The sequence below is a fragment of the Candidatus Collinsella stercoripullorum genome (assembly GCF_027669965.1).
Taxonomy (GTDB): domain Bacteria; phylum Actinomycetota; class Coriobacteriia; order Coriobacteriales; family Coriobacteriaceae; genus Collinsella; species Collinsella stercoripullorum.
Genome location: NZ_JAQECM010000008.1, coordinates 6500 through 33057, shown reverse-complemented (window position 1 = coordinate 33057; position 26558 = coordinate 6500). Strand labels below are relative to the sequence as shown.

Annotated in this window: 23 protein-coding genes and 1 tRNA gene; 20 read left to right on the top strand and 4 right to left on the bottom strand. The window is 67.6% G+C overall.

Annotation, left to right across the window (positions count from 1 at the left end; genetic code table 11):
- The first annotated feature begins 13 nt into the window (after window positions 1-13).
- The 4 genes from PHA29_RS03565 to PHA29_RS03550 all read left to right on the top strand — a co-directional run bounded on the left by PHA29_RS03565 (window position 14) and on the right by PHA29_RS03550 (window position 4896).
- Window positions 14-1831 carry a VgrG-related protein gene (locus PHA29_RS03565; protein ID WP_270848125.1) on the top strand — a complete coding sequence of 606 codons (1818 nt, stop codon included), beginning with the start codon at window positions 14-16 and terminating at the stop codon, window positions 1829-1831.
- Window positions 1832-2356: 525 nt separating this feature from the next.
- Window positions 2357-3202 (top strand): transporter substrate-binding domain-containing protein, encoded by an 846-nt coding sequence (locus PHA29_RS03560; protein WP_270405797.1) that lies wholly within the window; start codon window positions 2357-2359, stop codon window positions 3200-3202.
- Between the two features lie 99 nt (window positions 3203-3301).
- A complete protein-coding gene (locus PHA29_RS03555; protein WP_270573986.1) occupies window positions 3302-3955 on the top strand; it encodes an amino acid ABC transporter permease in 654 nt (217 codons plus the stop codon).
- Window positions 3956-4128: 173 nt separating this feature from the next.
- Entirely contained in the window at window positions 4129-4896 is a 768-nt protein-coding gene (locus PHA29_RS03550; protein ID WP_270848123.1) for an amino acid ABC transporter ATP-binding protein, read from the top strand.
- Window positions 4897-4911: 15 nt separating this feature from the next.
- Here the strand turns inward: PHA29_RS03550 and PHA29_RS03545 are convergent, their stop codons facing one another.
- Window positions 4912-5763 (bottom strand): MurR/RpiR family transcriptional regulator, encoded by an 852-nt coding sequence (locus tag PHA29_RS03545; RefSeq protein ID WP_270405800.1) that lies wholly within the window; start codon window positions 5761-5763, stop codon window positions 4912-4914.
- Window positions 5764-6350: 587 nt separating this feature from the next.
- Between PHA29_RS03545 and PHA29_RS03540 the strand changes: the two genes are divergently transcribed.
- The 12 genes from PHA29_RS03540 (at window position 6351) to PHA29_RS03485 (ending at window position 15704) form a co-directional block, all read left to right on the top strand.
- Window positions 6351-7112, top strand: a complete 762-nt coding sequence (locus PHA29_RS03540) for a PTS mannose/fructose/sorbose/N-acetylgalactosamine transporter subunit IIC (protein ID WP_270404899.1) — start codon at window positions 6351-6353, stop codon at window positions 7110-7112.
- Between the two features lie 45 nt (window positions 7113-7157).
- Complete coding sequence (locus PHA29_RS03535) at window positions 7158-8087, top strand: PTS system mannose/fructose/sorbose family transporter subunit IID (RefSeq protein ID WP_270404901.1); 930 nt, start codon at window positions 7158-7160, stop codon at window positions 8085-8087.
- Window positions 8088-8137: 50 nt separating this feature from the next.
- Window positions 8138-8545, top strand: coding sequence for a PTS sugar transporter subunit IIA (locus tag PHA29_RS03530; RefSeq protein WP_270404902.1), 408 nt, complete (start codon window positions 8138-8140; stop codon window positions 8543-8545).
- Window positions 8546-8625: 80 nt separating this feature from the next.
- A complete protein-coding gene (locus PHA29_RS03525) occupies window positions 8626-9120 on the top strand; it encodes a PTS system mannose/fructose/N-acetylgalactosamine-transporter subunit IIB (RefSeq protein WP_270404903.1) in 495 nt (164 codons plus the stop codon).
- A 57-nt stretch (window positions 9121-9177) separates the two neighbouring features.
- On the top strand, window positions 9178-10170 hold the full coding sequence (locus PHA29_RS03520; protein WP_270404904.1) for an NAD(P)-dependent oxidoreductase: 993 nt from the start codon (window positions 9178-9180) through the stop codon (window positions 10168-10170).
- 109 nt (window positions 10171-10279) lie between these two features.
- Window positions 10280-10996: an HAD family hydrolase gene (locus PHA29_RS03515; RefSeq protein WP_270848119.1), complete on the top strand. Its 717-nt coding sequence runs from the start codon at window positions 10280-10282 to the stop codon at window positions 10994-10996.
- A gap of 27 nt (window positions 10997-11023) precedes the next feature.
- Complete coding sequence (locus tag PHA29_RS03510) at window positions 11024-11593, top strand: hypothetical protein (protein ID WP_270404906.1); 570 nt, start codon at window positions 11024-11026, stop codon at window positions 11591-11593.
- Window positions 11594-11785: 192 nt separating this feature from the next.
- The gene (locus PHA29_RS03505; RefSeq protein ID WP_270848117.1) at window positions 11786-12079 is read left to right on the top strand and encodes a UxaA family hydrolase; all 294 of its coding nucleotides are present in this window, start codon (window positions 11786-11788) and stop codon (window positions 12077-12079) included.
- Entirely contained in the window at window positions 12076-13245 is a 1170-nt protein-coding gene (locus PHA29_RS03500) for a UxaA family hydrolase (protein WP_270848115.1), read from the top strand. The genes PHA29_RS03505 and PHA29_RS03500 overlap by 4 nt, the downstream gene beginning before the upstream one ends.
- Before the next feature lie 76 nt (window positions 13246-13321).
- On the top strand, window positions 13322-13981 hold the full coding sequence (eda, locus tag PHA29_RS03495; RefSeq protein ID WP_270573996.1) for a bifunctional 4-hydroxy-2-oxoglutarate aldolase/2-dehydro-3-deoxy-phosphogluconate aldolase: 660 nt from the start codon (window positions 13322-13324) through the stop codon (window positions 13979-13981).
- Window positions 13982-14131: 150 nt separating this feature from the next.
- Window positions 14132-15220, top strand: a complete 1089-nt coding sequence (locus tag PHA29_RS03490) for an iron-containing alcohol dehydrogenase family protein (protein ID WP_270404910.1) — start codon at window positions 14132-14134, stop codon at window positions 15218-15220.
- 211 nt (window positions 15221-15431) lie between these two features.
- Complete coding sequence (locus PHA29_RS03485; protein ID WP_270404911.1) at window positions 15432-15704, top strand: HPr family phosphocarrier protein; 273 nt, start codon at window positions 15432-15434, stop codon at window positions 15702-15704.
- Window positions 15705-15948: 244 nt separating this feature from the next.
- On the opposite strand, the gene ilvD is transcribed toward PHA29_RS03485, so the two are convergent.
- Window positions 15949-17592, bottom strand: coding sequence for a dihydroxy-acid dehydratase (gene ilvD / locus PHA29_RS03480; RefSeq protein ID WP_270404912.1), 1644 nt, complete (start codon window positions 17590-17592; stop codon window positions 15949-15951).
- Window positions 17593-18172: 580 nt separating this feature from the next.
- On the opposite strand from ilvD, the gene pyrE reads away from it, so the two are divergent.
- The 4 genes from pyrE (at window position 18173) to PHA29_RS03460 (ending at window position 25317) form a co-directional block, all read left to right on the top strand.
- Window positions 18173-18856, top strand: coding sequence for an orotate phosphoribosyltransferase (pyrE, locus tag PHA29_RS03475; protein WP_270575540.1), 684 nt, complete (start codon window positions 18173-18175; stop codon window positions 18854-18856).
- Between the two features lie 171 nt (window positions 18857-19027).
- Window positions 19028-19948, top strand: coding sequence for a zinc ribbon domain-containing protein (locus tag PHA29_RS03470; protein WP_270848114.1), 921 nt, complete (start codon window positions 19028-19030; stop codon window positions 19946-19948).
- A gap of 589 nt (window positions 19949-20537) precedes the next feature.
- Window positions 20538-22388 carry a carbon starvation CstA family protein gene (locus tag PHA29_RS03465; protein ID WP_270404915.1) on the top strand — a complete coding sequence of 617 codons (1851 nt, stop codon included), beginning with the start codon at window positions 20538-20540 and terminating at the stop codon, window positions 22386-22388.
- Window positions 22389-23070: 682 nt separating this feature from the next.
- Entirely contained in the window at window positions 23071-25317 is a 2247-nt protein-coding gene (locus tag PHA29_RS03460; RefSeq protein WP_270848112.1) for a hypothetical protein, read from the top strand.
- Between the two features lie 108 nt (window positions 25318-25425).
- Here the strand turns inward: PHA29_RS03460 and PHA29_RS03455 are convergent.
- A tRNA-Gln gene (locus PHA29_RS03455) sits at window positions 25426-25499 on the bottom strand.
- Window positions 25500-25553: 54 nt separating this feature from the next.
- The gene (locus tag PHA29_RS03450; RefSeq protein WP_270848111.1) at window positions 25554-26459 is read right to left on the bottom strand and encodes a peptidoglycan-binding domain-containing protein; all 906 of its coding nucleotides are present in this window, start codon (window positions 26457-26459) and stop codon (window positions 25554-25556) included.
- Between the last annotated feature and the right edge of the window lie 99 nt (window positions 26460-26558).

Here is a 26558-nt window from a genome sequence, read left to right as displayed (position 1 = left end):
CCAAGGAGGCACCATGGAGCCCAGGCACCAGGCCATCGCCGCCGGACTCGCCCTGACGCTGGCGATCGGCACCGTCGGCACCCCGACCATCACCTATGCGAGCACCGATACCGGCACCGAGCGCGCCGATTCGCTGGAGGGCGCTGCCGCGAGCGGGTCGTCCACCGGGGACGGCACCTCGACGGGAGACGATGCCGCCGAGGAGGAGCTGCCCGCGCCGGCGGAGTACGACCGCGCCGACGACTACGTGGAGGACCCCTCGGCCGAGGGCATGCCCACGATCATGACGCTGTCGCTCAACTCCCTGCTCAGCGGTCGCAGCGCGCGCGTGTCCATCACGCCGCAGAGCCTCTCGAGCGAGATGAGGTACTTCGCCGAGAACGAGAGCGGGAGCAACTACGACCAGGGCTTCAGCTACGGCGACGGCTACAACGCGATGGGGTTCTACCAGTTCGACCGGCGCTACTCGCTGCTCGACTTCATCGAGGCCTGCTACAGCTACGATTCCTCCAAGTATTCGATGTTCGCGGCGGTCATCGAGCGCGGCGACGAGCTCCAGAACGGCGCGACCTACGACAGCTCCACCAAGCAGCTCACCGAGATCGGCCAGCTCGCCGAGGACGCCTGGCACGCCGCCTACGCCGCGGACCCCGCCGAGTTCTCCGCCCTGCAGGACAACTTCGCCTACCAGGAGTACTACCTGACGGTCGAGCGCATCCTGCGCAACAACTTCGGGGTGGACATCTCCGGGCGCGCCGATTGCGTGAAGGGCCTCGCATGGGGCCTGTGCAACCTCTTCGGTTCCGGCGGGTGCCAGAGGTTCTTCAAGCTGGCGAACCTGTCCGACGACATGACCGACCGCGAGTTCGTGAACGCCCTGTGCGACGCCGTGGTGGAGAACGTCGACGGCTACACCTACGGCGCGAGCTACCGCGCCCGCTACGAGCGCGAGCGCGCGACCTGCCTCTCCTATATCAGCGAGGACGAGGCCGCGGCGGAGCAGCCCGGCAGCGGCTCCGATACCGAGACGGGCTCCGATGACGGCACGGCTCCCGGGGACGATGCCGTGACCGGCGGCGATGCGACCGGCGACGATACGGCCAACGACGACGCGACCGGCGGCGATACGGCCGGTGGTGACGCTGTCGGTGGTGACGCTGCCGGCGGCGATGCGGCCGGCGGGACGGACGGCGATGCGGGGGCGACGGAGCCCGGCGACGGCTCCGCATCCGCTGGCGGCCCGTCCTCCGACGGCGGCGCCGCGGGCGATACGGGGACGACCGACCCCGCCGGCGACTCCGCATCCGACGACGGCTCCTCCGACGGCGATGCCGCGAACGGCGACGTCTCCGACGGCGCGAGCGGCGATACCTCCGACGGTGCGGCCGATGACCCGGCCGGCGACTCCACGGGCGACCCCGGTTCCTCCGACGGTTCCGGCACCTCGTCGGGCGGCGATGAGGCCGACGGCTCCGATTCGTCCGACCAGGGCGGCTCCACGCAGGACGGCGCTGCGGGCACCACCGGCTCCCCGTCCGACGGCGCGGCGGGCGATGACGGGCAGAAGACGGACGATGGCAACTCCTCAGGCGGCTCGTCCGACACGGGATCCGGCTCCCAGGACGGGGACGGGTCCGGTGCGAAGCGGGAAGCGAACGGCTCCAAGGGCGGCGACGCCGCCGAGCCCGAGCGCCTGCCCGCCACAGCCGACGCCGCGAGCATCGCGCTCGCCGTGTCCGCCGGCCTGTCCGCGCTGGGCGCGGGGGCGGTCGTCGCCGGCAAGCGCTCCGGCGGCGTGAAGGACCCGTTCGTCGACGGCTTCCGCGAGTAGCCGCGGCCGCATATCCCTATGATGCAGGGCGCGTCGGGCTCCGGTCCGGCGCGTCATTTTATAGCTGCATAGCATCCTTATGAAACCTGCGGAAACCGTCCTGCTTCTGCATGGAAACGGCTCAAAAGCCGCATCCGAGGGATTGGATGCGTGGCGGGCGGGGAGATGTGTACGGTTTCCAGGTGCGAATCTTCCGTATGGCCGGCACCCTCCGACAACATCGCAGGAACCAACTGGGACGTTTATACGGGGTGCGGCGCATACGGCGAACCGGCACCTCGAAATCGTACACATGCCGCGCGCGGGCGGGGATTTCACCGTATGCATGGATGTGCATCCGCGGTTTCCCTCCCGTCTCGCCCGCGCTTGCTGTCCGTCGCCTGCAGCACGGCACCGCGCACTGCGAATGCTCCGCCAAGATAAAGAATACCCTTGCCCCAGACACTCCATCATAGTAAAGTGGAGCCCGTTGCAATGGCAGCGCCCGCCGCCCGCGGCGCGCTCATGATGGGGAAGGTTCAGACCATGAAGAAGAATCGACTGTTCGCGCCTCTGGCCGCCGGGATGGCGCTCGTCTGCGCGCTGGGGCTCGCCGCGTGCGGCGGCGCGCCGGCCTCCGACGGCTCCGCCTCGGGATCGGCCGCCGAGGACACCTCCGCCGAGATCACCACGCTCACGGTGGGCTTCGACCAGTCCTATCCGCCGTACGGCTTCGTGGGCGACGACGGCGAGTTCACCGGCTTCGACCTCGACCTCGCCGCCGAGGTCGCCGAGCGCAACGGCTGGGAGGTCGCCTACGAGCCGATCGACTGGGACGCCAAGGACACCCTGCTCGACTCCGGCGCCATCTCCTGCATCTGGAACGGCTTCACCATGGAGGGCCGCGAGGACGACTACACCTTCTCTGAGCCCTACATGCTGAACGGCCAGGTCATCGTCGTGAAGGCCGATAGCGGCATCGAGAGCTTCGACGACCTCGCGGGCAAGACGGTCATCACCCAGGTCGACTCCGCCGCGCTCGACGTGCTCCAGGGCGACCAGGCCGACCTCGCGGCGACGTTCGCCTCCCTCGAGCAGATCGGCGAGTACAACACGGCCTTCATGCAGCTCGAGTCCGGTGCCGTCGACGCGGTGGCCTGCGACCTGTCCATCGCTGAGTACCAGATGGCCGCCAACCCCGACGCCTACGTGCAGCTGCCCGACATGCTGTCGGAGGAGCACTACGCCGTCGGCTTCAAGAAGGGCAGCCAGCAGCTCGCCGACCAGGTGACCGAGACCCTGCGCGAGATGGATGAGGACGGCACCATCGAGGAGCTGTGCGCCAAGTACGCCGAGTACGGCATCTCCTACGATAACTGGGTGCTCGAGTAACGGTCGGCATGCCGGCGGCCCCCGCGCGACGGGGACCGGGGCGGGGAGCCCGGGGCGCGCATGCGGCGCGTCCCGGGCCGATGTGAGAGGAGCGGCGCCATGGATCTGGCGACCATGACGGGGATGCTGCTCGAGGGGTTCGGGACCACCGTGCAGATCTTCGTGCTCACGCTGGTGGGCTCCATCCCGCTGGCCGTGCCGGTGGCGTTCGCGCGGATGAGCCGCATCGCCCCGCTGCGCGCCGTCGCGCGCATCTACATCTCGATCATGCGCGGGACGCCACTCATGCTGCAGATGTTCGCGATCTACTTCGCCCCGTACTACGTGTTCGGCATCGAACTCACCCCCGATTCGAAGTGGTACGCCTGCATCGTGGCGTTCATCATCAACTACGCGGCGTACTTCGCGGAGATCTACCGGAGCGGCATCCAGTCGATCCCCCGCGGCCAGTACGAGGCGGCCGAGGTGCTCGGCTACACCCGCGCGCAGACCTTCGCGCGCATCGTGCTGCCGCAGGTGGTCAAGCGCATCCTCCCGGCGATGGGAAACGAGGTCATCACCCTGGTGAAGGACACCTCGCTCGCCTTCGCGATCGGCGTCGCGGAGATGTTCTCGACGGCCAAGGCGCTGGTGGCGTCCCAGGTGAGCATGGTGCCGTTCGCCATCTCCGCGGTGTTCTACTGGGTTTTCAACTTCCTGGTCGAGCTGCTGATCGGCGCGGCCGAGAAGCGGCTGGACTACTACCACGACTAGCGTTCCGCCGTGGGTGATCGGGGGCCGGGAAATGGGAAATCAGGGACAGGCACTTTTTTCCCAACGGCCGAAGGTGACCGCATCCCGAATGGGCTTTGCCGTGGGAAATAAGTGCCTGTCCCTGATTTCCCATTTCCCGGCCCCAAACGGCAGGAGCAGGTAAGGAGAGGCACATGGTTGAGCCCGTCTTCGCGATGGAGCGTGTGGACAAGGCGTTCGGCGACAACGCCGTGCTGCGCGACATCTCGCTCGAGGTGCGCCCCGGCGAGGTCGTGGCGGTCATCGGCCCGTCGGGCGGCGGCAAGTCGACGCTGCTGCGCTGCGCGACCATGCTCGAGCAGATCGACGCCGGGGAGCTGCGCTACGGCGACCTCACGGTGGCGTCGACGGGACCGGACGGCCGCGTCACCTACCTGCGGGGCGACGAGCTGCGCCGCGCCAAGAGCCGCTTCGGTCTCGTCTTCCAGAGCTACAACCTCTTCCCGCACATGTCCGTGATGCGCAACATCACGGACGCCCCGATCGCGGTGCAGCGCCGGGACCGTGCGGAGGTCGAGGCGCAGGCGCGGGCGCTGATCGCCAAGATGGGGCTTTCCGGCTGCGAGGACAAGGTGCCCTGCCAGCTGTCGGGCGGCCAGCAGCAGCGCGCGAGCATCGCGCGGGCGCTCGCCCTGAACCCCGACATCCTGTTCTTCGACGAGCCGACTTCCGCGCTCGACCCCGAGCTCACCGGCGAGGTGCTGAAGGTCATCCGCCAGCTCGCGACCGAGCACATCACCATGATCATCGTCACGCATGAGATGGGGTTCGCCCGCGACGTGGCCGACCGCGTCGTCTTCATGGACGGAGGCGCGATCGTGGAGCAGGGCGCGCCCGAGACGGTGCTCGGCAACCCCGCGCACGAGCGCACGCGGGCGTTCCTGGCGCGCTACAACGGGTAGGGGCCGCAGCGGCCCCTACGCCTCCTCCTTGATGAAGTTGATGGCCTCGCGGATCTTGTGCAGCGAGGTCGAGGTCTCCGTCAGGCGGAACATCATCGCGGTGTACAGCGAGTCGATGATGGCGAGCTGCGCGTAGCGGCACGAGAGCGATTCGGGCCGGTAGCTCGTCTCGTCGGAGGTGGACACGAAGGTGATGTCCGCGTACTCCGAGATCTTCTGCGAGGGGTAGCTCGTGATGAGGATGACCTTGGCGCCCGCGTTGTGCGCGAGCTTGGCGGCCACGTACATCTCGTGCGTGACGCCGGTGTGCGTGATCACGACGGCGCAGTCGTCCGGCGTGAGCAGGGACGCCTGCATGAGCTGCATGTGCGAGTCCATGATGGCGTGGCAGGGGATGGGCGAGCGCAGGAACTTCTGGTACGCGTCGAGCGCGATCACGCCGGACTCGCCGCAGCCGTAGAACGAGATGCGCGCCGCGCCGAGCAGGTAGTCGAGGGCGCGCTCGAGGTCGTCGGCGGACAGCAGCGCGAGCGTGTCGTTCAGCGACTTGGCGCTCGAGTGGATGATCTTCTCCGCGACGGTGAGGGGGTCGTCGTCGGGGGTCACGTTCTCGTGGATGGAGATCTGCGGGTCGAATTCCTCGGCGAGCAGGTCGGTCCTGAAATCGCGGAAGCCGCGGTAACCGAGCTTCTTGGTGAACTTGAAGACGGTCGAGTCCGCGACGCCGAGGTTGGCCGCCATCTCGTTGATGGTCATGCGCGAGGCGAAGCGCGGGTCGTCGAGGATGAAGTCGGCGATCTTCTGCTCCTTGGCGGAAAGCGCCGGCATGAGGGATTTGATTTTGAGGAGTACGGTGTTTCGTGCCATCCGAGATCCCAACGTCGAGGTCCGTCGCATGCACGGGAAAGGGCGTTCCGCGGCGACCGTATCCGCGCGCGACTTGCTTGTAGAAAAATATACCGAAATCGGTCCAACCCCGCGTGCCGGTAGGAGAAAAAAATTATTTTCTAATTCGGGGCTGTCCGCTTAGTCCGTATTAAGATATCACCCATGAGGGAACGGTAGGGGAACGGTCCCGAGATCGCCCTTCCTTCCGGTGAACGGTAGCGGGTGCGGTGAAAAATCCAGCACGACGGGTTTTGGGAGAACGATACGACTAGAGGTATGTAACTGGTATTTTGATTATATGGGGGTGTCTGGGGAGCGCCGTGAAGCGCTGTAGCACAACCTTACTGAAAATACCTCAACTTTTCGGCAGGCGATAACTTATACACCGCTCACCAGAAAGAAAAAATTTTCGCTGGGAACAGTCAAAAAACACATACTATTTTCTGCATAGGGGCAGCTATGCCCAAGGTATGTCTTGACAGGGGAGGGTCCTGGCAAGGCGAAGGGGAAGGCGGGGAAGACGCACTCCGCCGCCCCCGGAAAAGAGGAGAGAAAGGAACGGCATAATGTCAATTCTGCAAGCATTGCTGATTGCCCTCTTCGTGGCGGCAGTCGAATCGCGCGCACTTGGTTATGCGACCTTGACCATGCGTTTCTCGCCGCTCATGGCGGGCTTCGTGGTGGGCGCGGTCCTCGGCGACATGCACACCGCCATGGTCACCACGGCCACGATCCAGCTCATCTACATGGGTGTCGTCGCCCCCGGTGGCGCCATGCCCTCCGAGCCCTGCGTGGCTTCCGCCATCGCCGTGTCCACCGCCGTCATCGGCGGCCTGGACCCCGAGGCCGCCGTCGCCATCGCCGTGCCGGTCGGCCTGATGGGCAGCTACCTGTATCAGCTCCGCTTCTTCCTGAACACCATCTGCGTTCAGAAGATGGACGCCTGCGCCGTCAAGGCCGACTCCCGCGGTCTGGCCCTGTGGATCGGCCTCGCCCCCTCCCTCATCGGCTTCGCCCTGTTCGTCCCGACCATGACCATCGCCCTGTACCTCGGCGCGCCGGTCATCTCCGACGTCATGAACGCCATCTCCGAGGGTCCGGTGCTCCACGCCCTGACCGTCGTCTCCGGTGGCCTCGCCGCGCTCGGTATCGCCATCACCATGCACGTCATCGGCTCCCGCAAGCTGCTCGTGTTCTTCTTCCTGGCCTACTTCCTGGTCGTGATCACCACCTCCGCCGGCGTCAGCATCACGATGATCACCTGGGCCGTCTTCGGCGTCATCATCGCCTTCTGCTACAACATGTTCACCGCGAAGGCCGACGCCTAAGCGCGCCCGGTCTGCTGAGAGTTCAAGAAAGGAAGGTATACACCGATGAGCGAAGCTGTCGAGAAGCTTTCCCAGGATTACCACGACTACCTCGATGAAGACGGCATGATCCACGCCGATCCCCGCCTGATGCTCGGCGAGGAGAACAAGCCCGAGGAGATCACCAACAAGGACCTGCTCAAGACCTGGTTCCGCTGGTGGTGGGCCAACGAGGTGCCCCACACCTTCGACCGCATGGTCGCGCCCGCCTTCTGCTTCGGCATGATGCCCGTGCTGAAGAAGCTCTACAAGAACCCCGTCATGCTCGGTGAGGCCTACCAGCGCCACCTGCAGTTCTTCAACACCCAGGCGGTCTGGGGCGGCGGCATCATCTCCGGCATCACCGTCTCGCTGGAGGAGGAGCGCGCCAAGGCGCTCAACGCCGGCGAGGACGCGCTCGACGCCACGATGATCCAGAACACCAAGATCGGCCTGATGGGCCCGCTGGCCGGCGTCGGTGACTCCATCGACTCCGGTACCGTCCAGTACATCTTCATCGCCCTGTTCCTCGGCCTGTGCCAGGAGGGCAACCCGCTCGGCGCCGTGCTGCCGTTCGTCTGCTTCGCCTCGGCGACCTTCATCTACGGCTTCCTGTTCACCCGCATGGGCTACACCATGGGCCGTCGTGCCGCGCTCGAGGTCATGAAGGGCGGCCGCATCAAGTCGATCATCGACGCCCTCGGCGTGCTCGGCCTGTTCATGATGGGCTGCATGGCCGCGAGCTACGTGACCATCACCACCCCGATCGCCTTCGAGATGTCCGGCAAGGAGTTCGTGCTCCAGGACACCCTGAACGGCATCCTGCCCGGCATCCTGCCGCTGATCGCGGTCATGAGCCTGTACTTCTTCTTCCAGAAGAAGGGCATGAAGGTCACCCAGGCCATGCTCGGCTTCACGGTCATCCTGATCGTCCTGGCCGTCATCGGCATCCTCTAAGCTGAAGCATCCGGTAAGCGAACACCTCGAGAGAAAGCGAGCACCAGCGTATGAACAAGGTCCTCATCATCACGCACGGCCTGTTCGGCATCGAGCTCAAGAAGAGCGCCGAGATGATCATGGGCGAGCAGGAGAACGTGGACGCCCTGGGCCTCGTGCCCGGCCAGTCCGTGGACGACCTGCGTGAGAAGGCGTTCGAGATCGTCGAGAAGAACGAGGCCGAGGGCGCGCACACCATCATCATGTGCGACCTCATGGGCGGCAGCCCTTCCAACGTGGCGCTCGCCTGCGTGGCCAAGGTCGACTGCGACGTGATCCTGGGCGTGAACATGCCCATGCTGATCGAGACGATCCAGCAGCTCGAGATCGCCGAGGACGGCCATGAGCTGGCCAACACCGCGCTCGAGGCCGGCAAGATGGGCGCCCGCCTCATCAACCGTTCCAACCTCAAGGGCTAATCGTTGAAAACGGGGTACATCTCCCAATACGGGGGATGTGCCCCCTGCTTGTAGTCATCCGCTAGGGATTGGAGAACCAAATGTCAGAGATCACCCTCGCACGCATCGACGATCGTCTGGTCCACGGCCAGGTCATGCAGGTCTGGACCAAGGGCAAGGGCACCAACTCCGCCTACGTCATCGATGACGCCACCGCCAACGACGAGTTCATGAAGGAGATCTACGAGTCCACCCAGTCCACCGGCGGCCTCAAGATCAAGGTCTTCTCCGCCCAGGGCCTCGTCGACCAGTGGAACGCCGACCAGTTCGGCGACGACAAGGTCGCGCTGATCTTCAAGTCCCTGGCCTATGCCAAGGTCGCGGTCGACGGCGGCGTGCCCATCAAGGAGCTCAACGTCGGCGGCATCGCCATCAAGCCCGGTTCCACCAAGGTCATCGAGTCCGTCGGCCTCACCTCCGATGACGCGGACATCGCCAAGGCCATCGGCGACGCCGGCGTGACGGTCTACTTCCAGAAGATCCCGTCCTCCGAGAACGTCTCCCTGGCTTCCGCGCTGGCCAAGTGCGGCAAGTAGCCGAGGACTCATTCGCAGGCTTTCGATTCGTACGGAAAAGGGTAAGGTACGCAACGCATGGACTATAAGATCGCCATCGTCAACTCCTCATCGTTCGGCACGCGCTTCCCCGATCAGATGGAGCGTCTCCAGAAGATCGGTACCGTCGAGCGCGTCCGCGTGGCGGGTGACGCCCACGGCGCCGAGCTCGCCGAGGCACTGAAGGATTACAACATCATCATCTCCTCGGTGACCCCGTTCTTCGACGCGGAGTTCTTCGAGCACAAGACCGACCTGCTGCTGCTTTCCCGCCACGGCATCGGCTACAACAACGTCGACGTCAAGGCCTGCAACGCCACCGGGTGCATCCTCACCACCGTCTCCCCGCTCGTCGAGCGCGACGCCGTGGCCGAGGGCGCCGTGGCGCTGCTGCTCGACGCCATGCGCCAGGTGAGCGACTCCCACGTCGCCGCCAACGAGGGTCGCTGGGCCGAGCGCGCCAAGTTCGTCGGCAACGGCGTCTCGGGCAAGACGCTCGGCATCATCGGCTGCGGCAACATCGGGTCCCGCGTCGTCGAGATCCTCGCCCGCGGCTACGACCTCAAGGTTCTCGCCTGTGATCCTGTCCAGCACGAGGATTGGGCCGAGGGGCTGCGCGCCCAGGGTGTGGACATCACCTACACCGACCTGGACACCGTGGTCTCGTCCTGCGACATTCTCACGCTGAACGCCGACCTGAACCCCACGTCCTTCCACATCCTGAACGCCGACTGCTTCGCCAAGATGAAGAAGGGCGTCTATGTGGTGAACAACGCGCGCGCCGACCTCATCGACCAGCCGGCGATGCTCGACGCGCTCGCGGACGGCACGGTCAAGGCCCTGGCCATCGACGTCATGCACGACGAGCCGCCCGCGGCCGACGACCCCTATTTCAACCACCCCAAGGTTCTCGTGTGCCCGCACATCTCCGCCTACACGGAGGAGTGCCTGCGCGGCATGGGCGAGAAGTGCGTGGGTGACGTTGAGCGCTTCGTCGCCGGCGAGGAGCCGGTGAACGAGATCCGGGCCTAGCCTGGACCTTTCGGGCCTGCACCTTCCCGCGCACCCGCAGGAGGGTGCAGGCCTTTCCTTTTGTCTATCGACGGTAATCGGCGGCATGCGAGCGTAAGGAGTTCCGACGGTGGGTCCGTTTCAGGCAGTGCTTTTCGATATGGACGGCCTCATCTTCGATAGCGAGCGGTTGTGCTACCGCGCCTATCTGCGTGCGGCCCGCGCCTTCGGGTTCCAGATGAACCCGGCGCTCTACATGAGCCTCTGCGGCCGCATCGAAAGCGAGGTCGTGGCGGGGCTCAAACACGCCTTCGGCGACGACAAGGACGTCGCCACTTGGCGCGCCTACATCAAGAAGCAGAAGAACGCGGTGCGCATGGAGCAGAACGGCCGCGTGGGCAAGAAGCCCGGTCTGCTCGAGCTGCTCAACTACCTCCAGGAGCGCCGGATCCCCTATGCGCTGGCGAGCTCCTCTGCCCGGTCGCTCATCGACCAGTACCTCGAGGCCGAGTACCTCACGCACGCCTTCCCCCACATCATGGACGGGACGAGCGTGCGGCGCGGCAAGCCCGACCCCGAGATCTTCCTCAAGGCCGCCGAGCTCATCGGCGCCGACCCCGCCCGCACGCTCGTCCTGGAGGACAGCCTCGCGGGCATCCGCGCCGCCAATGCGGGCGGCTTCACGTCCGGTTTCATCTTCGACGATCTGACCGGAATGGACTCCATCACCACGGGCTACCCCATCCTGGACCAGCCCGAGGGCACGTGCGAGGGCATCCGCCGCGAGGCCGTGCTGTCCTTCGACACGCTGGCCGACGTCGCGGACTTCCTCGAGGTCCTGCGCTGAATCTGAAACCTATGCGAGGTGCATCCCATGGAACAACTCGTTGTCTATAACGACCTGCGGAAGCTGACCGCCATCTCGGTGTCCTACGCGCTGATCGGCGCGTGCATCGTGTGGCTCGGGTTCACCCAGGGCGACGGCATCCTGTGGCGGGTCCTGTCGGTGGTCATCGCCGCATGCTTCGTCGCGGGCATCGTGCTCAACACGCGGAAGATGATGAACCGCTCCCCGCTGTTCGTCTACACGCTCGACGGCGTGACCGATTACACCAAGCCGCAAGACGTCATCACCCTGCCGTGGAGCCAGGTGCTCAACGTGCAGCTCAAGGCCGCGAACACCAACGACCTCATGCTCGACGTGACGGGCTTTCGCACCGCCGACCAGCTCGACGAGATAACCCCGGAGATGCAGGCGCAGATGGATGCGAACGGAACCGACCGCGTCTACTACATGCTCGAGCTCTCCGGTCTGTGGGTGCGCCGCCAGCGCATCCAGGACGCCTTCGACTGGCTGCGCGACAACGTGGGCGAGCGCTTCCCGGACATCGTGTTCACCGGGTTCGAGGACCCGCTGTCCAAGGTGGGCAGGAAGGCGGGCTGATCCCGGAATCCGGACGTCCCCGGGCGGGTGCCCGGGCGCGCGTCCAAAAGCGGCCGCCGGGCACGACGCCCGGGCGGACCGAAGACGAGGCGCCGGTGTCGCTGCCGGTGCCCTGGGCGCCGGGTCCACGGGGCCCGGGACCGTGCCGCGCGGCGCGCGGTGCGACCGACCATGAACCAAGGGGGTGCGAACATGGCGAAACGGGCTCTGCTCATGAGCGCGACGGACGACGTGGCGACGGTCATCGAGGCCGTGTCCGCGGGGGATACCGTCGTCGTGACGACCAAGACCGGCGAGGCGGCCGACGAGCTCAGCGCGCTCGCCGACATCCCGCGCTTCCACAAGATCAGCCTGCGCTCGCTCGGGTGCGGGGCGAAGATCTACAAGTACGGGCAGGTCATCGGCCGTGCGACGGAGTGCATCGAGCGCGGCGGGTACGTGCATGTCCACAATATCGAGAGCATCAAGACGGGGGTGCGCGCATGAGGGGCTACCGTCGCCCGGACGGGCGCATCGGCATCCGGAACCATGTCATGGTCCTGTCCACCTGCGGTTGCGCGAACGTCGTCGCCCGACGCATCGCCGCGGCGGTGCCCGGGGCCGTGGCCGTCCCGTGCGCGAAGGGGTGCGGGCAGGTGGGGACCGGCATCGAGATCATGCGCCGCTGCCTCAGGAACCTGGCCGCCAACCCCAACGTGTTCGGCACGCTGCTCGTGGGCCTCGGCTGCGAGAGCACGCGCCCCTACGAGCTCGCCGAGCGGATCCGCGCCGCGGGCGATAAGCCGCTCGAGGTCATCACCATCCAGGACCTCGGCGGCTCGGAGCGCGCGGTCGAGCGCGGCGCGGAGCTGGCGCGCGCCCTGGTCGCGCGCGCGGCCGATGTCGAGCGCTGCGAGATGACGCTCGCCGACCTCGTCTTGGGGACGAACTGCGGCGGGTCGGACGCCACGAGCGGCCTTGCCGCAAACCCCGTGGTCGGCGTGGTGAGCGACGCGGTGGTCGCCGCGGGCGGCACCGTCATGCTGGGCGAGACCACCGAGCTCATCGGGACCGAGGACATCCTGGCCGACCGCGCGAACTCCTTCGAGGTCGCCCAGGACATCTACCGGATCGTGGGCGGGCTGGAGCGCAGCTTCGCCGAGACGGGCGTCGACGTGCGCGGCGCCAACCCCTCGCCCGGGAACATGGCCGGCGGCCTGTCGACGCTGGAGGAGAAGGCCCTGGGCGGCATCTCCAAGGGCGGGGTCTCGCCCATCCGCCAGGTGGTGCCCTACGGCGAGATCCCGAGCGAGCGCGGCCTCGTGATCATGGACACCCCGGGCTACGACATCGAGTCGGTGTCGGGCATGACGGCGGGCGGCGCCCAGGCGCTCATCTTCACCACCGGGCGCGGCACCCCGATCGGCAACCCGCTCATCCCCGTGATCAAGGTGACGGGCAACTGCGAGACCGCGGAGCGCATGGGCGACAACATCGACTTCGACGCCTCGGGCGCCGTCGAGGGGACCGTCACGATCGGCGAGCTGGGAGCCCATCTGCTGAAGCTGCTGGAGCGCGTCTGCGACGGCGAGCAGCCGGCGGCCGAGCGCCTGGGGTTCGACGACTTCGCCATCTTCCACAACCAGGAGGTGTGGTGCACCTGCCTGCCCTGAGGGCGGATGCGCCGCCGCCACGAGCGTGGCCCTGTGCGGATACAAGGAGAGGGAACCGAAAGAGAGAGGAAGCAAGATGTCGACTGAGTACATGAAGCAGAACGGGTTCTACGGGCAGGTCGAGAAGACGGGCGTCGTGCCCGTGGTCGTGCTCGAGAAGGTCGAGGACGCCGTGCCCATGGCGAACGCCCTCGTCGCCGGCGGGCTGCCCGCCGCCGAGGTGACCTTCCGCACCGCCGCCGCGGCCGACTGCATCCGCGAGATGTCCGAGAAGTGCCCGGACATCCTGGTCGGCGCGGGCACCGTGGTCAATCTCGCCCAGTGCAAGCAGGCCGTGGAGGCCGGTGCCAAGTTCATCGTCTCGCCGGGCTACGACCCCGAGACCGTCGACTGGTGCATCGAGCACGAGGTGAACATCATCCCCGCCGCCGTCACCCCGACCGAGATCATGGTCGCCATCAACCGCGGCCTCGACGTGACCAAGTTCTTCCCCGCGAACCTCTACGGCGGCCTCGCCGGGATCAAGGCGCTCGCCTCGGTCTTCGTCGGCCACCGCTTCATGCCCACCGGTGGCGTGAACACCGAGAACGTCCGCGATTTCCTGAGCTGCGACGCCATCATCGCCGCGGGCGGGACCTGGATGGTCAAGCCCAACCTCTTCGCCGACGGGGACTTCTCCAAGGTCGAGGCCATCGCCGCCGAGGCCGCGGCCGCCGTCCGCGAGATCCGCGGCTAGGGACGCCGCATGCGCGGCCGCGTGCGGGCATGCGCGCGGCCGCGACGAGACGGTCTTCACGGTGCGCGGCGGGCTGCAGGGGCATCGCGCCCACCGCGCACCGGGAGATAGATGCCGTGATGAATTGCACATGGGAGAGAGGATGTATTCATGGCAGTAGAGTTGGACACCGCGATCAAGTTCGGCGCCGGGCGCGTCCGCTGCGAGCAGGGGCTGCTCGAGCAGCTGGGCGAGGAGCTCAAGCGCTTCGGTTCCAAGATGCTGATCGTCGCCGGCCCGCGTTCCTGGGACGCCGTCAAGGACCGCCTGGTCCCGAGCATGGAGGCGGCGGGCGTCGACTGGCAGCTCGAGATCTGGACGGGCTGGTGCTGCTACGAGGCCGCCGAGGAGCTCGCGGCCAAGGCCCACGAGGCCGGCTGCGACGAGATCGTCGGCGTCGGCGGCGGCAAGATCACCGACCTCGCGAAGGCGGTCGGCGAGGTCGCGCACCTCGGTGCGGTCAACATCCCCACCTCGGCGTCCACCTGCGCCCCGTTCACCTGCATGAGCGTCATGTACACCGCCGAGGGCGGCAAGCTGCGCTCCTGGCGCTTCGACCACGAGATCGACGCGGTCTACATGGACCTCGACGTCATCGCCAACTGCCCGATCCGCTACAACGCGGCGGGCGTCATGGACGCCATGGCCAAGAAGATCGAGATGCTGAACGGCCAGCCCGAGATGCACCTCGAGGACACGCCGATCGACGTCTACACCGCCTACAACATGGCCGCCTACGTCTACGGCGTGCTCGATGAGATCGCGCTGCAAGCCATCGAGGACAACCGCCGCCACGAGGTCACCAAGGCGCTGACGGACATGGCGTTCCTGAACGTCATCACCACGGGCGTGATCGCCAACACCACCAAGAGCTTCCGTCAGTCCGAGCTCGCGCACGTGATCTACGACGGCGTCCGCACGCACTTCACCCACGAGGCCGCCGAGGCCATCCATGGCGAGATCGTGGCGGTGGGCCTGTTCTGCCAGCTGTACTTCAACGGCCTGAAGGACAAGGAGGACGAGCTGCGCGAGTTCATGCGCAAGATGGACCTCCCGCTGACCCTGGGCGAGCTCGGCATCGAGCCGACCGAGGAGAACCTGAACACCATCGAGGAGTACATCGTCAACTCGCGTCACTACAACAGCGACGACCCGGCGGACCGCAAGCGCCTGCACGAGGCCGTCCGCGAGATGGTCTAGGCCCTGCCGGTTTCGCGCGGGAGGGCCGGATGCGCGCCATCCGATCCGCTCGCGCGCGGGCCGATGTCTGTCGGCCCGGGGTCGTTCGTACTGCACTGCGGGCAGGCATCGCGCCTGCGACGTGGTACAGTTATCAATACGGTCAATGCGTCCGGGACGTCGCTCCCGGACCCGTAGAGCTCACGCTCGCAAGTAAAGGAGATGTAGTCCCATGTATTCCGAGGAGACCACCATCGTCAACGCCACCGGTCTGCACGCCCGTCCGGCGTCCCTGTTCTGCAAGACCGCTTCCGGCTTCAAGTCCAACGTCACCGTCAAGAAGGCCGGCGACGAGGGCGACGGCGTCAACGCCAAGAGCATGCTCGCCCTCATGACCCAGGGCCTCTCCTGCGGCACCGCCATCGTCATCTCCGCCGACGGCGAGGACGAGCAGGATGCCGTGAAGGCGCTCGTCGAGCTCATCAAGAGCGGCTGCGGCGAGTAGCCGGCAGCCCCACGATCGGGTTGCCCGGGGCCCCGGCGGGATTCATCCCGCCGGGGCCCCGTCTCGTTATGGGTCGTCCGGGGACGGGTCCGTCTCAACCCATGCGGCGCTCCTCATGGGTTGAAACGGACCCGTCCCCGGACGACCCATGGAAAAGCCCCGGCCAGCACGGGGCTGACCGGGGCGATCGCTGCGCGAGCCGACGGCTCCCGAGGGGAGCCGCGTGTCGGCGACCGGGGAGCGCTTAGGCTCCGAGCAGGGCGCCGTCCTTGGCGGGACCGACCTCCTTGAGGTAGCGGCCGAGGACCTTGCCCTTGAAGTCGTGGACGACCGGGGTCCAGTTCTGGCGACGGGCCTCGAGCTCCTCGTCGGTGATGTCGAAGGAGATCGCGTTGTCCTCCAGGTTGATGTGGACCATGTCGCCGTCCTGGATGAGGGCGATGGGGCCGCCCTCAGCGGCCTCGGGGCACAGGTAGCCCACGGACAGGCCGCCCGAGGCACCGGAGAAGCGGCCGTCGGTGATGACGGCGGAGCCGGGGATGCCCTTCATGATCTCGGTGACGCGGTGCAGCTCCTTCATGCCCGGGCCGCCCTTGGGGCCCTCGTAGCGGATGATGACCGCGGTGCCGGCCGGGATCCTGTGCTCGTTGTAGGCGGCGAAGCACTCCTCCTCGCTGTTGAAGCACATGGCCGGGCCGTCGAAGGTGTGCTGGTCCTCGGGCACCGCGGAGGTCTTGACGAGCGTGCCCTCGGGAGCCAGGTTGCCGTAGAGCACCTGGATGCCGTTGGCGACGGAGGCGGGGTCGTCCTGGGTGCGGATCACCGAGCGGTCGATCTTGATGTCGGCCTCGAGGTTCTCGCCGACCGTCTTGCCGTTGATGGTCATGCAGGAGGTGTCGAGGTCCTTCTCGATGGTCTTCATGACCGCGGGCACGCCGCCGGCCTTGTAGAGGTTGATGCAGGACATGTCGCCGTTCGGGGTGATGTTGGTGACCAGCGGCACGCGGCTGGTGGTCTCGGCGACCTGGGCCCAGGTGACGTTCAGGCCGAGCTCGTGGGCGATGGCCGGCAGGTGCAGCAGGGCGTTCAGCGAGCCGCCGATGGAGGCGAGCAGCGTCACGGCGTTCTGGAAGGCGGCCTCGGTCATGATGTCGCTCGGCTTGATGCCGCGGCGGACGAGCTCCACGACGGCTGCGCCGGTGCGGCGGGCCAGGAAGCGGCGCATGGCGGTGGGGGCGGGCTGCAGCGCGCCGCCCGGGACCATCATGCCCAGGCCCTCGGCCAGGCAGCACATGGTGTTGGCGGTGCCCAGGAACGGGCAGATGCCCGGGCCGGTGTAGTACTTGAGGGTGCCCTCGATGACATCGAGCTCGGTGGCCTCGCCGCGCAGGAAGGACGCGCGCAGGGCCTTGGAGTCGCTCGGCTTGATCTCGTCCCAGCAGGGGCCGGCGGACACGAGCGCGGCCGGCAGGTTGATGCGGCCGGCGGCCATGAGCATGGCCGGGACGATCTTGTCGCAGCTCGCCATGTAGACGACGCCGTCGAAGACGTTCAGGCCGAGGATCTGGGCCTCGCAGGAGTCCGCGATGATCTCGCGGTGGGGCAGGCTGTAGTGCATACCGGCATGGCCCTGGGCGATGCCGTCGCAGATGGCGATGGTGTTGAACTCGATGGGCTCGCCGCCGGCCTCGAGGATGCCCTTCTTGACCTCCTCGGCGAGCTGGCGCAGGGGCTCATGGCCCGGGCACATCTCGTTCCAGCTGTTGGCGATCGCGATCAGCGGCTTGTCCGGGTTCTCCAGGGAATCGACGGCGACGCCGGTGGAGGCGAGGTGCGCCTTGGTGATCGCCCTCTGGAAGGGCTCGAGCTTGTCGACAGCACGGATCATGGAATGCTCCTTTCCCTATGGCTCCCCTCTGTGGAGCCGAAACTCGCCTTCGCTGGCGATGCGACAAAAGGAATGCGCGCCCGCGCGGGAGGATGCCGTGCGGTTCCGAGTCGTGATCCGCGGGGCGGACTGCCCGCAGGGGTGCGTACTAGCACTATAGTGGCGTATTCCGGAGATGTATTGCAAGTGTTTTTCGACAACCGTAGAAAATTTTTTTCCCTACCGAAAAAGGCTGGTAGCGCTGCATAGCATTGAGGAGGGCGTCACGGATTCAGCAGGCTGGGTCGGGACGTTTTATCGAAAGAATTTTCCTTACGGGGGGGGGACGCCCGTCGAACCGACCGCGCCGGGCGGCCTGGGGCTGCCGGGGGCGGTCGCGGACGGCGGGGCTCCGGAGGCGCTTGCGGGCACCGGGGCCGCCGGATGGATTCCTGTCCGCGCGCCCGCCCGCACCCGGGCCGCCGGGGAGCGGGCCGCCGGGGGTTTCGGCCGCATGTCGCGAGGGGGTCGGGCGGCAGCGCCTCGGGCGCTGCTAGAATGGGGCGGAGGCAATACGCACCCGCGATGAGAGGATCTGTCCATGGAAGCCTACAAGCAGGAGTTCATCGAGTTCATGGTCGAGAGCGACGTGCTCAAGTTCGGCGAGTTCACGCTCAAGAGCGGCCGCACCTCGCCGTTCTACATGAACGCGGGCGCCTATGTGACCGGCGAGCAGCTCAAGCGCCTGGGCGAGTTCTACGCCCGCGCGATCCACGACAACTTCGGGCTCGATTTCGACGTGGTCTTCGGACCCGCCTACAAGGGCATCCCGCTGTCGGTGGTCACCGCCATCGCCCTGCACGAGCTCTACGGCAAGGAGGTGCGTTACTGCTCCGACCGCAAGGAGGTCAAGGACCACGGCGCCGACAAGGGCGGCATGCTGGGCTACGAGCTCGAAGACGGCGACCGCGTGGTGATGGTCGAGGACGTCACCACCTCCGGCAAGTCCATCGACGAGACCTACCCCAAGCTCAAGGCGGCGGCCGACGTCGAGGTCAAGGGGCTGATCGTGAGCCTCAACCGCATGGAGGTCGGCAAGGGCGGCGTCAAGACCGCGCAGGCCGAGATCCAGGAGCGCTACGGGTTCCCCGTCGCCTCCATCGTGAGCATGGCGGAGGTCGTCGAGCACCTGCACGGGCGCGAGGTCCGCGGCCGCGTGGTGATCGACGACGCGACGAAGGCGGCCATCGATGCCTACTACGAGCGCTACGGAGCGGCCGAGTAAGGGCGCCAAGTTTACCGACACCATCATTTACATGGGAAAAGTCCGGCTGCGGTGCGCGGTGGGCCGGTGGGCGAGGAGCCGCCGGCCGCGCCGCGCACCGTTGCTATACTGGGCGCGTCGAGAGTGGCTGGCGTCAACCGGACGCCCGCCTCAGCGCGAGAGGAAGATGCCATGAACTGTCCGTTTTGCAACGCGCCCGTGAAGGATGGCGCGACGTTCTGCACGAGCTGCGGCGCCAAGCTCCCGGAGGCCCCCGTCACCGAGGCGCTCCTGCCGCGCGATGCGGCCGAGCCCGCTGTTCCTCCGCAGCCGGAGCCGCAGGCACCCGCCGGGCCGCAGCCCGCACCGGAGCCTGCGCCGCAGCAGCCTGCCGGCCAGCAACCCGCACCCGGGCCGTCACCGCAGCAACCTGCGCCCGGACCGCAGGTCCCCGGCCCCCAGACGCCGGGGCCTCAGGCCGCCCCCGCCGCTCCCGGCCAGCCGGCGCCGGCTGCGGCGCAGCCCGCCAAGAAGGGCGGTCGCGGGCCGATCATCGCCATCGTCGCCGCCGTTGCGGCGGTCGTCGTCATCGTTGCGGCGGTGTTCGCCTTCATGCCCTCCGGCCCCTCCGTCGAGGAGCTCATCCGCAGCGATATCTCCGGTCAGCTCGACCTCATCACCGATCCGACCTCGGATGATTACCGCGAGATGATCGAGGACATCGACGAGGACGGCGGCCTGTCCCAGTTCGGCGTCTCCACCGAGGACTTCGTCGCCTCGATGTTCGACGGGTTCTCCTACGAGATCACCTCGGTCGGGGTGGACGAGGAGGCCGGGACGGCCGTCGCGCACGTCTCCATGACCGTCAAGTCCTTCGCCGACATCATGCCGCGCTTCGAGGAGCTCCTGTACGAGCTGCAGACGGACCCGAGCGTCATCGGGCTCGGTGAGGACGAGCTCTACGCGCGCGTGGGCGAGCTCATGATGCAGGCGGTCGACGAGACCGAGGCGAAGCAGAGCGACCTCGACCTCCAGTACTACCGCGACTCCGACGGCGCGTGGGAGGAGGACGACAGCGTTGCCGACGAGGTCGCCAGCGCGCTGCTCAGCTGACCGGATGTGACATAGACGCGGCCGCACCGGCCGCGATTCGGGCAGGCGGCCCCGCTGCAACGGCGGGGCCGCCTGCCGTTGCCTCCGCGCCCGTGACGTCAAGCCCCCCCGCCTGCGCCTGCCTGCCGGAGTCCGCCACCCTCTTCGCCCGCCCCGCCGGGCACACCGCGGCACGTCGAACTCTTTTCGAGGGGCGACAAAACCATAGGGACGCCCCCATAGACCTTCTCCGACCCCCGTGGGCGCGGTAATCCGCACATGAAACGGCATCGAAACATAGATGTCGCAGGTTTGACTTTCCTCAGCTAAAGCGTAGACTAGGCTGCGCATTACAGGACGGTGCGGGGTCCCGCATCGGAAGACGAGAAGGTTTTCGAGATCATGCGTACAGACCTGCTATCCATTATCCGCGAGATTATCTGATACGGGTTGGCGTACGTTGAGGCCGGCCCGTACCATACGGGCGGCTGGTGGACGAGGGCCGCTGAATGATTTCGGCGGCCCTCGTTTTGTTTACGAGACGGACGCCCGGGCAGGGAAGCGGGCGACCATCTCGGTCCCGAGGGGCCTTCCGGGGAAAGGAACGGACATGAACGGAATCGTAGTGGTTCTGGTAGCGGCGGTGGTCCTCGCCGCCGGCTACCTGGGGTACGGCCGATGGCTTGCGGCGAAGTGGGGGATCGACCGCGAGGCCGTCACCCCGGCGCGCCGCATGGAGGACGGGCGCAACTTCTCGCCCGCCTCGTGCTTCACCGCGTTCTCCCACCAGTTCAGCTCCATCTGCGGCGCGGGCCCCGTCACGGGCACCATCGCCGCGATGATGTTCGGCTGGCTGCCGGTGCTGCTGTGGGTGCTCGTGGGCGGCATCTTCTTCGGCGCCGTCCACGACTTCGGCGCGCTGTACGCCAGCGTCAAGAACAACGGCAAGTCGCTCGCCCAGCTGATCGAGAAGTACATCGGGCGCACCGGGCGCAGGCTGTTCCTGCTGTTCAGCTGGCTGTTCACCATCATCGTGATCGCCGCGTTCGTGGACATGGTCGCCGGTACCTTCGCGATGAAGACCGCTGCGGACGGCGCCGTCGACACGGCCGCCTCCTATGCGGGCGGCACCGCGGGCACCATCTCGATCCTGTTCACCTTCGTCGCCATCGCCTTCGGCTGGCTCAACCGCAAGATCGGCCTGACCGGCGTGAAGGAGCTCGCGCTCGCCGTGGTGCTGTTCGTGCTCATGTTCGCGGTGGGCATGCAGTTCCCCGTGTATCTGCCCAAGTACGGCTGGTTCGCCGTGATCGCGGTGTACCTGCTGTTCGCGGCCGCGATGCCCATCCAGACCCTCAAGCAGCCGCGCGACTACCTCACGAGCATCATGATGATCGTGATGATCGCGTGCGCCGTGGTGGGCGTCGTCGTACTCGGCGCCAACGGCCAGGCGACGATGACCGCGCCCGCGGTGGCGGACCTCTCCGCGCTCGCCTCGAACGGAAGCTACCTGTTCCCGCTGCTGTTCGTCTCCGTCGCATGCGGCGCGCTTTCCGGCTTCCACAGCCTCGTGTCGACCAACACCTCCTCGAAGCAGATCGAGAAGGAGTCCGACATGCTGCCCGTGGGCTACGGCGCGATGGTCGTCGAGTCGTTCGTGGGCGTGCTGGCCATCGTCTTCGCCGCCATCATGTTCTCCGACCTCAACACGGCGGGCACCGGCGCCCTCAACGGAGGCGTCGCCGCGACCCCGTTCTCGATCTTCTCCCAGGGCGTCGCGCGCGGCATGACGGCGTTCGGCGTCGACTCCACGCTCGCGACCGTGTTCATGACCATGTGCGTGTCCGCTCTGGCGCTGACCTCGGTCGACGCCGTGGCGCGCATCGGCCGCCTGTCGTTCCAGGAGTTCTTCGCCCGCGGCAACGACGCCGCGGAGGACGCGTCCGCCGAGACCACCGGTCTGGTCCATGTGCTCTCCAACACCTGGGTGTCCACGGTCCTGACGCTCGCGCTCGGCCTGGCGCTCGCGTTCGGCGGCTACAACAACATCTGGCCGCTGTTCGGCGCGTCCAACCAGCTGCTCGGCGGCATGACGATGATCGCGCTCGCCGTGTTCTGCAAGTGCACGGGCCGCAAGGGCTGGATGCTGTACGTGCCCGTGGTCTTCCTGCTGTGCTCGACGTTCACCTCGCTCGTGCTGAGCACCATCGGATGCGTGAACGCGCTCGCCGCATCCGGCACCGCCGTGATCGCGACGTCCGGCCTGCAGCTCGTGTTCGCGATCCTGCTCATGGTCCTCGGCGTGATTGTGGCCTATAACTGCCTGAAGGAGTTCTTCACCAAGAAGGCCGGGTCCATGCCCGACGAGGAGCCCGAGTGGACCGAGATGGGTCGGGCCAACGTGAAGGCGGAGGCCGCCGACGCTGCCCGTTCCGCCGGCGGTGAGGGCGTCCGCGGGTAAGCGCGGCCGTCCGAAGTCCGAAACCGCGGGGCCATGGCCCGAGGTCGCGGGGCCGCACCTTTCGAGGTGCGGCCCCGCCGTTCGTTTCGAGGCGTTTCGCGAGGGTCCCGTACAGCGGGCGCCGCATAATCCGGGGTCCGCAGCGCGATCTCTCGTTCGTAAACGGGATCCTGGCGGAAAACGGGCGTTTCGGGGAGCCCCGGTCTCCCATGCGGGCACCGAGAGGGCGCGAGCGGGTCTCCCGACCGATCGGTCGGCGCCGTGCGCGCGCGGAATACCTGACAAAACGGCAAGATAATCAGTGTTCGGATAAAAATATCGCCAGATGTGGACCCGTGCGACGGAGCGTCCAGCTTGAACCCGGCCGCGCGTCCCACTGAATCGCTTGCCCGGCGGGTCGACCTATCCCCAAACGGCGATTTTCTGCCAGGGAGCCGAACGCAAACGAGGAGCGCGGGCCCTTGCGGGATGACGCGGCCGTATTGACCGCCCATGCAGCCGCGCCGTCGTGCGGCATCGCGGCGGGCATCGCGGCCCGTGTACGGCCGAAGCCGCCGATCCCATGATCGGAAGCGCGGCCGCCGGTTGCGGGTCCCGGGAGAGGTGCGACTCGGGTGCGCAGCCGATTCGCGCCCGCTGTGCTACGCTGGGGGTTCCGATTGTCCATCCAGAGGAGCCCGACATGGCGCATGCCCTGATTTCAGATGACCAGAACAACGTCACCGCGCTGATCGATTGGCTTGACGGCAGGGTCGGGCTCGACGGGAAGCGCCGCGTAATCCTCGCCCGCACGCTTCTGTGCCGCAAGGAGCCCCGTATCAAGCCGGTGGCCCTCGAGCAGCTCCTCAAATCGCTCGGCGGTCAGGTCGATGCGGAGGCCGTGCGCGAGGAGCTCGTCGAGGCGGGCCTGCTGGAGCTCGCGACGCGCCGCAACGGCCCCGATTACTACATCCTGCATGTGGAGGAGGCGGGTATCGAGCCCGTGCCCGCCGCCGCGTCCGTTCGCGGTGCTGTGCGCGCCGCCGCCCGCGCATCCGCGATGGCCGGGTCGGGCTCCGCCGCCGGGTGCACCGCCGTCGAGGCGGGTGCCGCCACGGAGGCCGATCTCGCCGCAGGGGCGGGACCCGCTCCGTTCGGGAGCGCGGGCCGCGCTGCGGGGGAGGGTGCCGGCGCGCCGCCTGCGGACTGGGCGGACGCGGTCGCCGTTCCCGCTGCGGGGATGGACGCCGCGTCGGTTCCGGCCTCCGTCGCGGGGGCGGGGATCGCGGTCAACGTGCGCGTCGAGGCCACGGCCTCGGCGCATCCGGGCGTCCCCGCCGCGAGCTCACCTGCGCCGGCCCCGCATGAGTCCCCGCTTGAGGCCCAGGCGGGCGAAGGCGATGCCCCCGCGGGGTCGGGGGCGTCGCGCGACGGCGCGGAGCGGGGAGCGGGGCATGCGCTCCCGAAGGACGCGGAGGGCGATGAGGGGGCGCCGTGCGGGACCGGGGACCCGGTCGCAGCTCCCGAAGGCGGCTGCGCGGCGCACGAGGAGCCGGATGACGCGGAGTCCCCCGCGCACGAGACGTCCAAACGGCGGTCGCGGCGCAGGCGGCGGTCAGGGTCCGAGGTGCCCGCCGGGAATCCGGGCGGGGGCGATCATAATCCGAACGGTGACAAAACGCCTTCCGCCTCCCCGCAGGCCGAGGCATCCGCAGCGCAGACGGTTCGGGGAGGGTCCGGAACCGAGGACGGCCCGCGGTCCGGAGACGGCCGCAAGGCGGGCGGACGACCCCGGCCCGAGGGGAAGACCCGTTCCGAAGAGGGGTCCCGCAAGAACAAGCGGTCCCGCCGCGAGGGGCGCGGCGCCGAGCAGGGTCCTGCTTCCAAGGCGCAGCCCGCCTCCGGTTCCGGTCGGAAATCCGCGGAGCCGGCGCCGGAGCCCGTTCGCGAGGGCCGTCTCCAGGCTTCCCGCCGCGCGCTGACAGGTCTGTTCGGGGCGGTGCGGGAGCGCGCCGTCGCCGTCAAGGACGCGCTGGTCCCGGGCGGTGAGACCGCGGCATCGGGCGCTTCCGCGAGATCGGACGCCAAGGCCGCGGGGCGGAAGGGCTCCGACGACCGCTCGCGTCGCCGCGATGCCGGAAGGCCCGGGGAGCGGCGCTCCGGCGGCGCTCCCAAGCCGGACTCCCGCCCCGACGACCTCAAGCTGGTGCAGCGCTGGCTCGAGGAGCAGGGGGACGAGCGCCCCGCCTATGCGACCCGCCGCCAGCGGGCCTACCAGATCTTCGGCGACGAGAAGGCGCTCGAGGGCAAGCGCGGGGAGAAGCTCATGCGCCGGATGACGGGCAAGGGCCTGAACCCGGCGTCCCTGCGGATCGAGGCGAACCAGACGACGCAGCTGCAGGGCTTCTTCGCTATCGGATCCGACCGTCCCTTCATCGTCATGGAGAACATCGATGCGTACGAGGAGGTCGTCAACCTGCTCAAGGGGAAGCGCAGCGCCCGGCTGTTCGGCGCGCGCGTGGGCGGCGTGATCTTCGGGGCGGGGCACAACATCTGCATGTCCCATGCGCTCGACGAGTACCTGCACGACATCGGCTACCGCTTCCCCTACGTGTACTACGCCGGCGATATCGACCGCGAAGGGGCCCGGCTCGTCGAGCGCGCCCGCGAGGTGAACGTGACGGAGATCAGGCTGCACGTGGGCATCTACCGGGCGATGCTCGCCGCGCACCGCGCCCATCTCAAGCAGGGCATCGCGCGCGAGGACGCCGCCAAGAACCAGGATGCCCCGCGCGACCTGTCGGGCGTGGTCAAGGACCTTCCCGTGTCCCTGCGGGTCCCCTTCCAGCGTGCGCTGCGCGACAACATCCGCGTGCCGCAGGAGGTCCTGACCAGCGAGGACTTCCGCCGCGCCTCGATGGGCGCCGTCGACCGCATGCTGTACCGCTAGGCGCTCGCGCGCTTTGCACGCCATGGGGCCCCGCGGGTTCGAACCCCTCTGCGCCCCCTCGAGCGAAAAGCCCGGGGCCGAGCGGCCTCCGGGCTTCATGCGTTTCCATGGCTGGGGCAGAGGGATTCGAACCCCCGTAACCGGCACCAAAAACCGGGGTCCTGCCGCTGGACGATGCCCCATTGGAATCTGTTGACGGGCGCTTCCACCCGCCGTCAGCAGCCAACCAAGTGTACCTAATCGTTCAGCGCCGCGCAAACGCCGTCGAGGAGGCGGACCGCCAGGGTCTGGGCGTCGCTCGAGGTGAACATGCCGTCGTATCCGGTGATGCCGGTCAGCTCGATGCGGATGAGCGCGGGCCTGCTCTTCGCGGCGGCGAAGGCGGTCGCGATGCGCTGCGTCAGGTTGTTGCACTCGGCGAGCACGATGGTCGGCTTCGGCGGCGCGTCATCGGGCAGCTCGTCGCTGGAGAGCTCGAGGATCAGGTCCATCCCCTCGGGGGTCCGGGCGTCGCACAGGACCATGCCGCTCGTCTCGGTCGTGGCGGAGGCGATGTTCCACATGCGCGAGGCCACGGCGCGCGCGATCGGGTCGCTGCCGAGCACGGCGATGCGATAGCTCTCGAGCACCTCGGCCGCGCGGGCGAACCCGATGCGCTCCTCGGCCTCGACGACCGACGGCTTGCCCTCCCAAACGTGGCGGAGCCGTGCGATGTAGGCGAAGGTGTCCTGGAACGCCATGCCGTCGGCGAACAGCCCGACGTTCTCCTGGAACTGCTGGAGCGCGGCCTCGGTATGGGGTCCGAAGTACCCGTCGTCCGCGCCGCAGGCGAACCCGAGGACGTTGAGCGCCTGCTGGAGGGCCTTGACGTCGGCTCCGTGGAAGTTGGGGAGGCGCAGGTAGAGCGTGCGGTCGCCCAGCTTGTACGACGCGTCGACGAGCGTCGACCAGCAGGACATGTCGACCTCCTCGCCGGGGACGAGCTCGTTGTCGCGGCGGAAGCCGCGGACCGCGGCGGCGGTGCTGTCGCCGAACGAGCGCGTCTCGAGCTCGTCGGCGTCGATGTCGAAGCCCAGGGAGGAAAGGCGGGACTGGACGTCCTCGACAGCGGGTCCCTGCATGCCTTTGATAATCGGCTCCATGAGAACCCCTTTCCGGTGCGTTCAGATGGTCTCTATGGTATCCGGGCGGTCGGGCCCGGCGTTGACGATGCGATGTGCACGGTAACAGTGTAGCAAGAC

Excerpts from the sequence above, each read along its gene's own strand:
- eda (WP_270573996.1), top strand. The coding sequence starts at position 13,322 with ATGTCGACTGAGTACATGAAGCAGAACGGGTTCTACGGGCAGGTCGAG.
- PHA29_RS03565 (WP_270848125.1), top strand. The coding sequence starts at position 14 with ATGGAGCCCAGGCACCAGGCCATCGCCGCCGGACTCGCCCTGACGCTG.
- PHA29_RS03545 (WP_270405800.1), bottom strand. The coding sequence starts at position 5,763 with ATGGCACGAAACACCGTACTCCTCAAAATCAAATCCCTCATGCCGGCG.
- PHA29_RS03490 (WP_270404910.1), top strand. The coding sequence starts at position 14,132 with ATGGCAGTAGAGTTGGACACCGCGATCAAGTTCGGCGCCGGGCGCGTC.
- ilvD (WP_270404912.1), bottom strand. The coding sequence starts at position 17,592 with ATGATCCGTGCTGTCGACAAGCTCGAGCCCTTCCAGAGGGCGATCACC.
- PHA29_RS03465 (WP_270404915.1), top strand. The coding sequence starts at position 20,538 with ATGAACGGAATCGTAGTGGTTCTGGTAGCGGCGGTGGTCCTCGCCGCC.
- PHA29_RS03450 (WP_270848111.1), bottom strand. The coding sequence starts at position 26,459 with ATGGAGCCGATTATCAAAGGCATGCAGGGACCCGCTGTCGAGGACGTC.
- PHA29_RS03525 (WP_270404903.1), top strand. The coding sequence starts at position 8,626 with ATGTCAGAGATCACCCTCGCACGCATCGACGATCGTCTGGTCCACGGC.
- PHA29_RS03470 (WP_270848114.1), top strand. The coding sequence starts at position 19,028 with ATGAACTGTCCGTTTTGCAACGCGCCCGTGAAGGATGGCGCGACGTTC.
- PHA29_RS03560 (WP_270405797.1), top strand. The coding sequence starts at position 2,357 with ATGAAGAAGAATCGACTGTTCGCGCCTCTGGCCGCCGGGATGGCGCTC.
- pyrE (WP_270575540.1), top strand. The coding sequence starts at position 18,173 with ATGGAAGCCTACAAGCAGGAGTTCATCGAGTTCATGGTCGAGAGCGAC.
- PHA29_RS03510 (WP_270404906.1), top strand. The coding sequence starts at position 11,024 with ATGGAACAACTCGTTGTCTATAACGACCTGCGGAAGCTGACCGCCATC.
- PHA29_RS03485 (WP_270404911.1), top strand. The coding sequence starts at position 15,432 with ATGTATTCCGAGGAGACCACCATCGTCAACGCCACCGGTCTGCACGCC.
- PHA29_RS03520 (WP_270404904.1), top strand. The coding sequence starts at position 9,178 with ATGGACTATAAGATCGCCATCGTCAACTCCTCATCGTTCGGCACGCGC.
- PHA29_RS03550 (WP_270848123.1), top strand. The coding sequence starts at position 4,129 with ATGGTTGAGCCCGTCTTCGCGATGGAGCGTGTGGACAAGGCGTTCGGC.
- PHA29_RS03460 (WP_270848112.1), top strand. The coding sequence starts at position 23,071 with ATGGCGCATGCCCTGATTTCAGATGACCAGAACAACGTCACCGCGCTG.
- PHA29_RS03530 (WP_270404902.1), top strand. The coding sequence starts at position 8,138 with ATGAACAAGGTCCTCATCATCACGCACGGCCTGTTCGGCATCGAGCTC.
- PHA29_RS03540 (WP_270404899.1), top strand. The coding sequence starts at position 6,351 with ATGTCAATTCTGCAAGCATTGCTGATTGCCCTCTTCGTGGCGGCAGTC.
- PHA29_RS03555 (WP_270573986.1), top strand. The coding sequence starts at position 3,302 with ATGGATCTGGCGACCATGACGGGGATGCTGCTCGAGGGGTTCGGGACC.
- PHA29_RS03535 (WP_270404901.1), top strand. The coding sequence starts at position 7,158 with ATGAGCGAAGCTGTCGAGAAGCTTTCCCAGGATTACCACGACTACCTC.
- PHA29_RS03500 (WP_270848115.1), top strand. The coding sequence starts at position 12,076 with ATGAGGGGCTACCGTCGCCCGGACGGGCGCATCGGCATCCGGAACCAT.
- PHA29_RS03505 (WP_270848117.1), top strand. The coding sequence starts at position 11,786 with ATGGCGAAACGGGCTCTGCTCATGAGCGCGACGGACGACGTGGCGACG.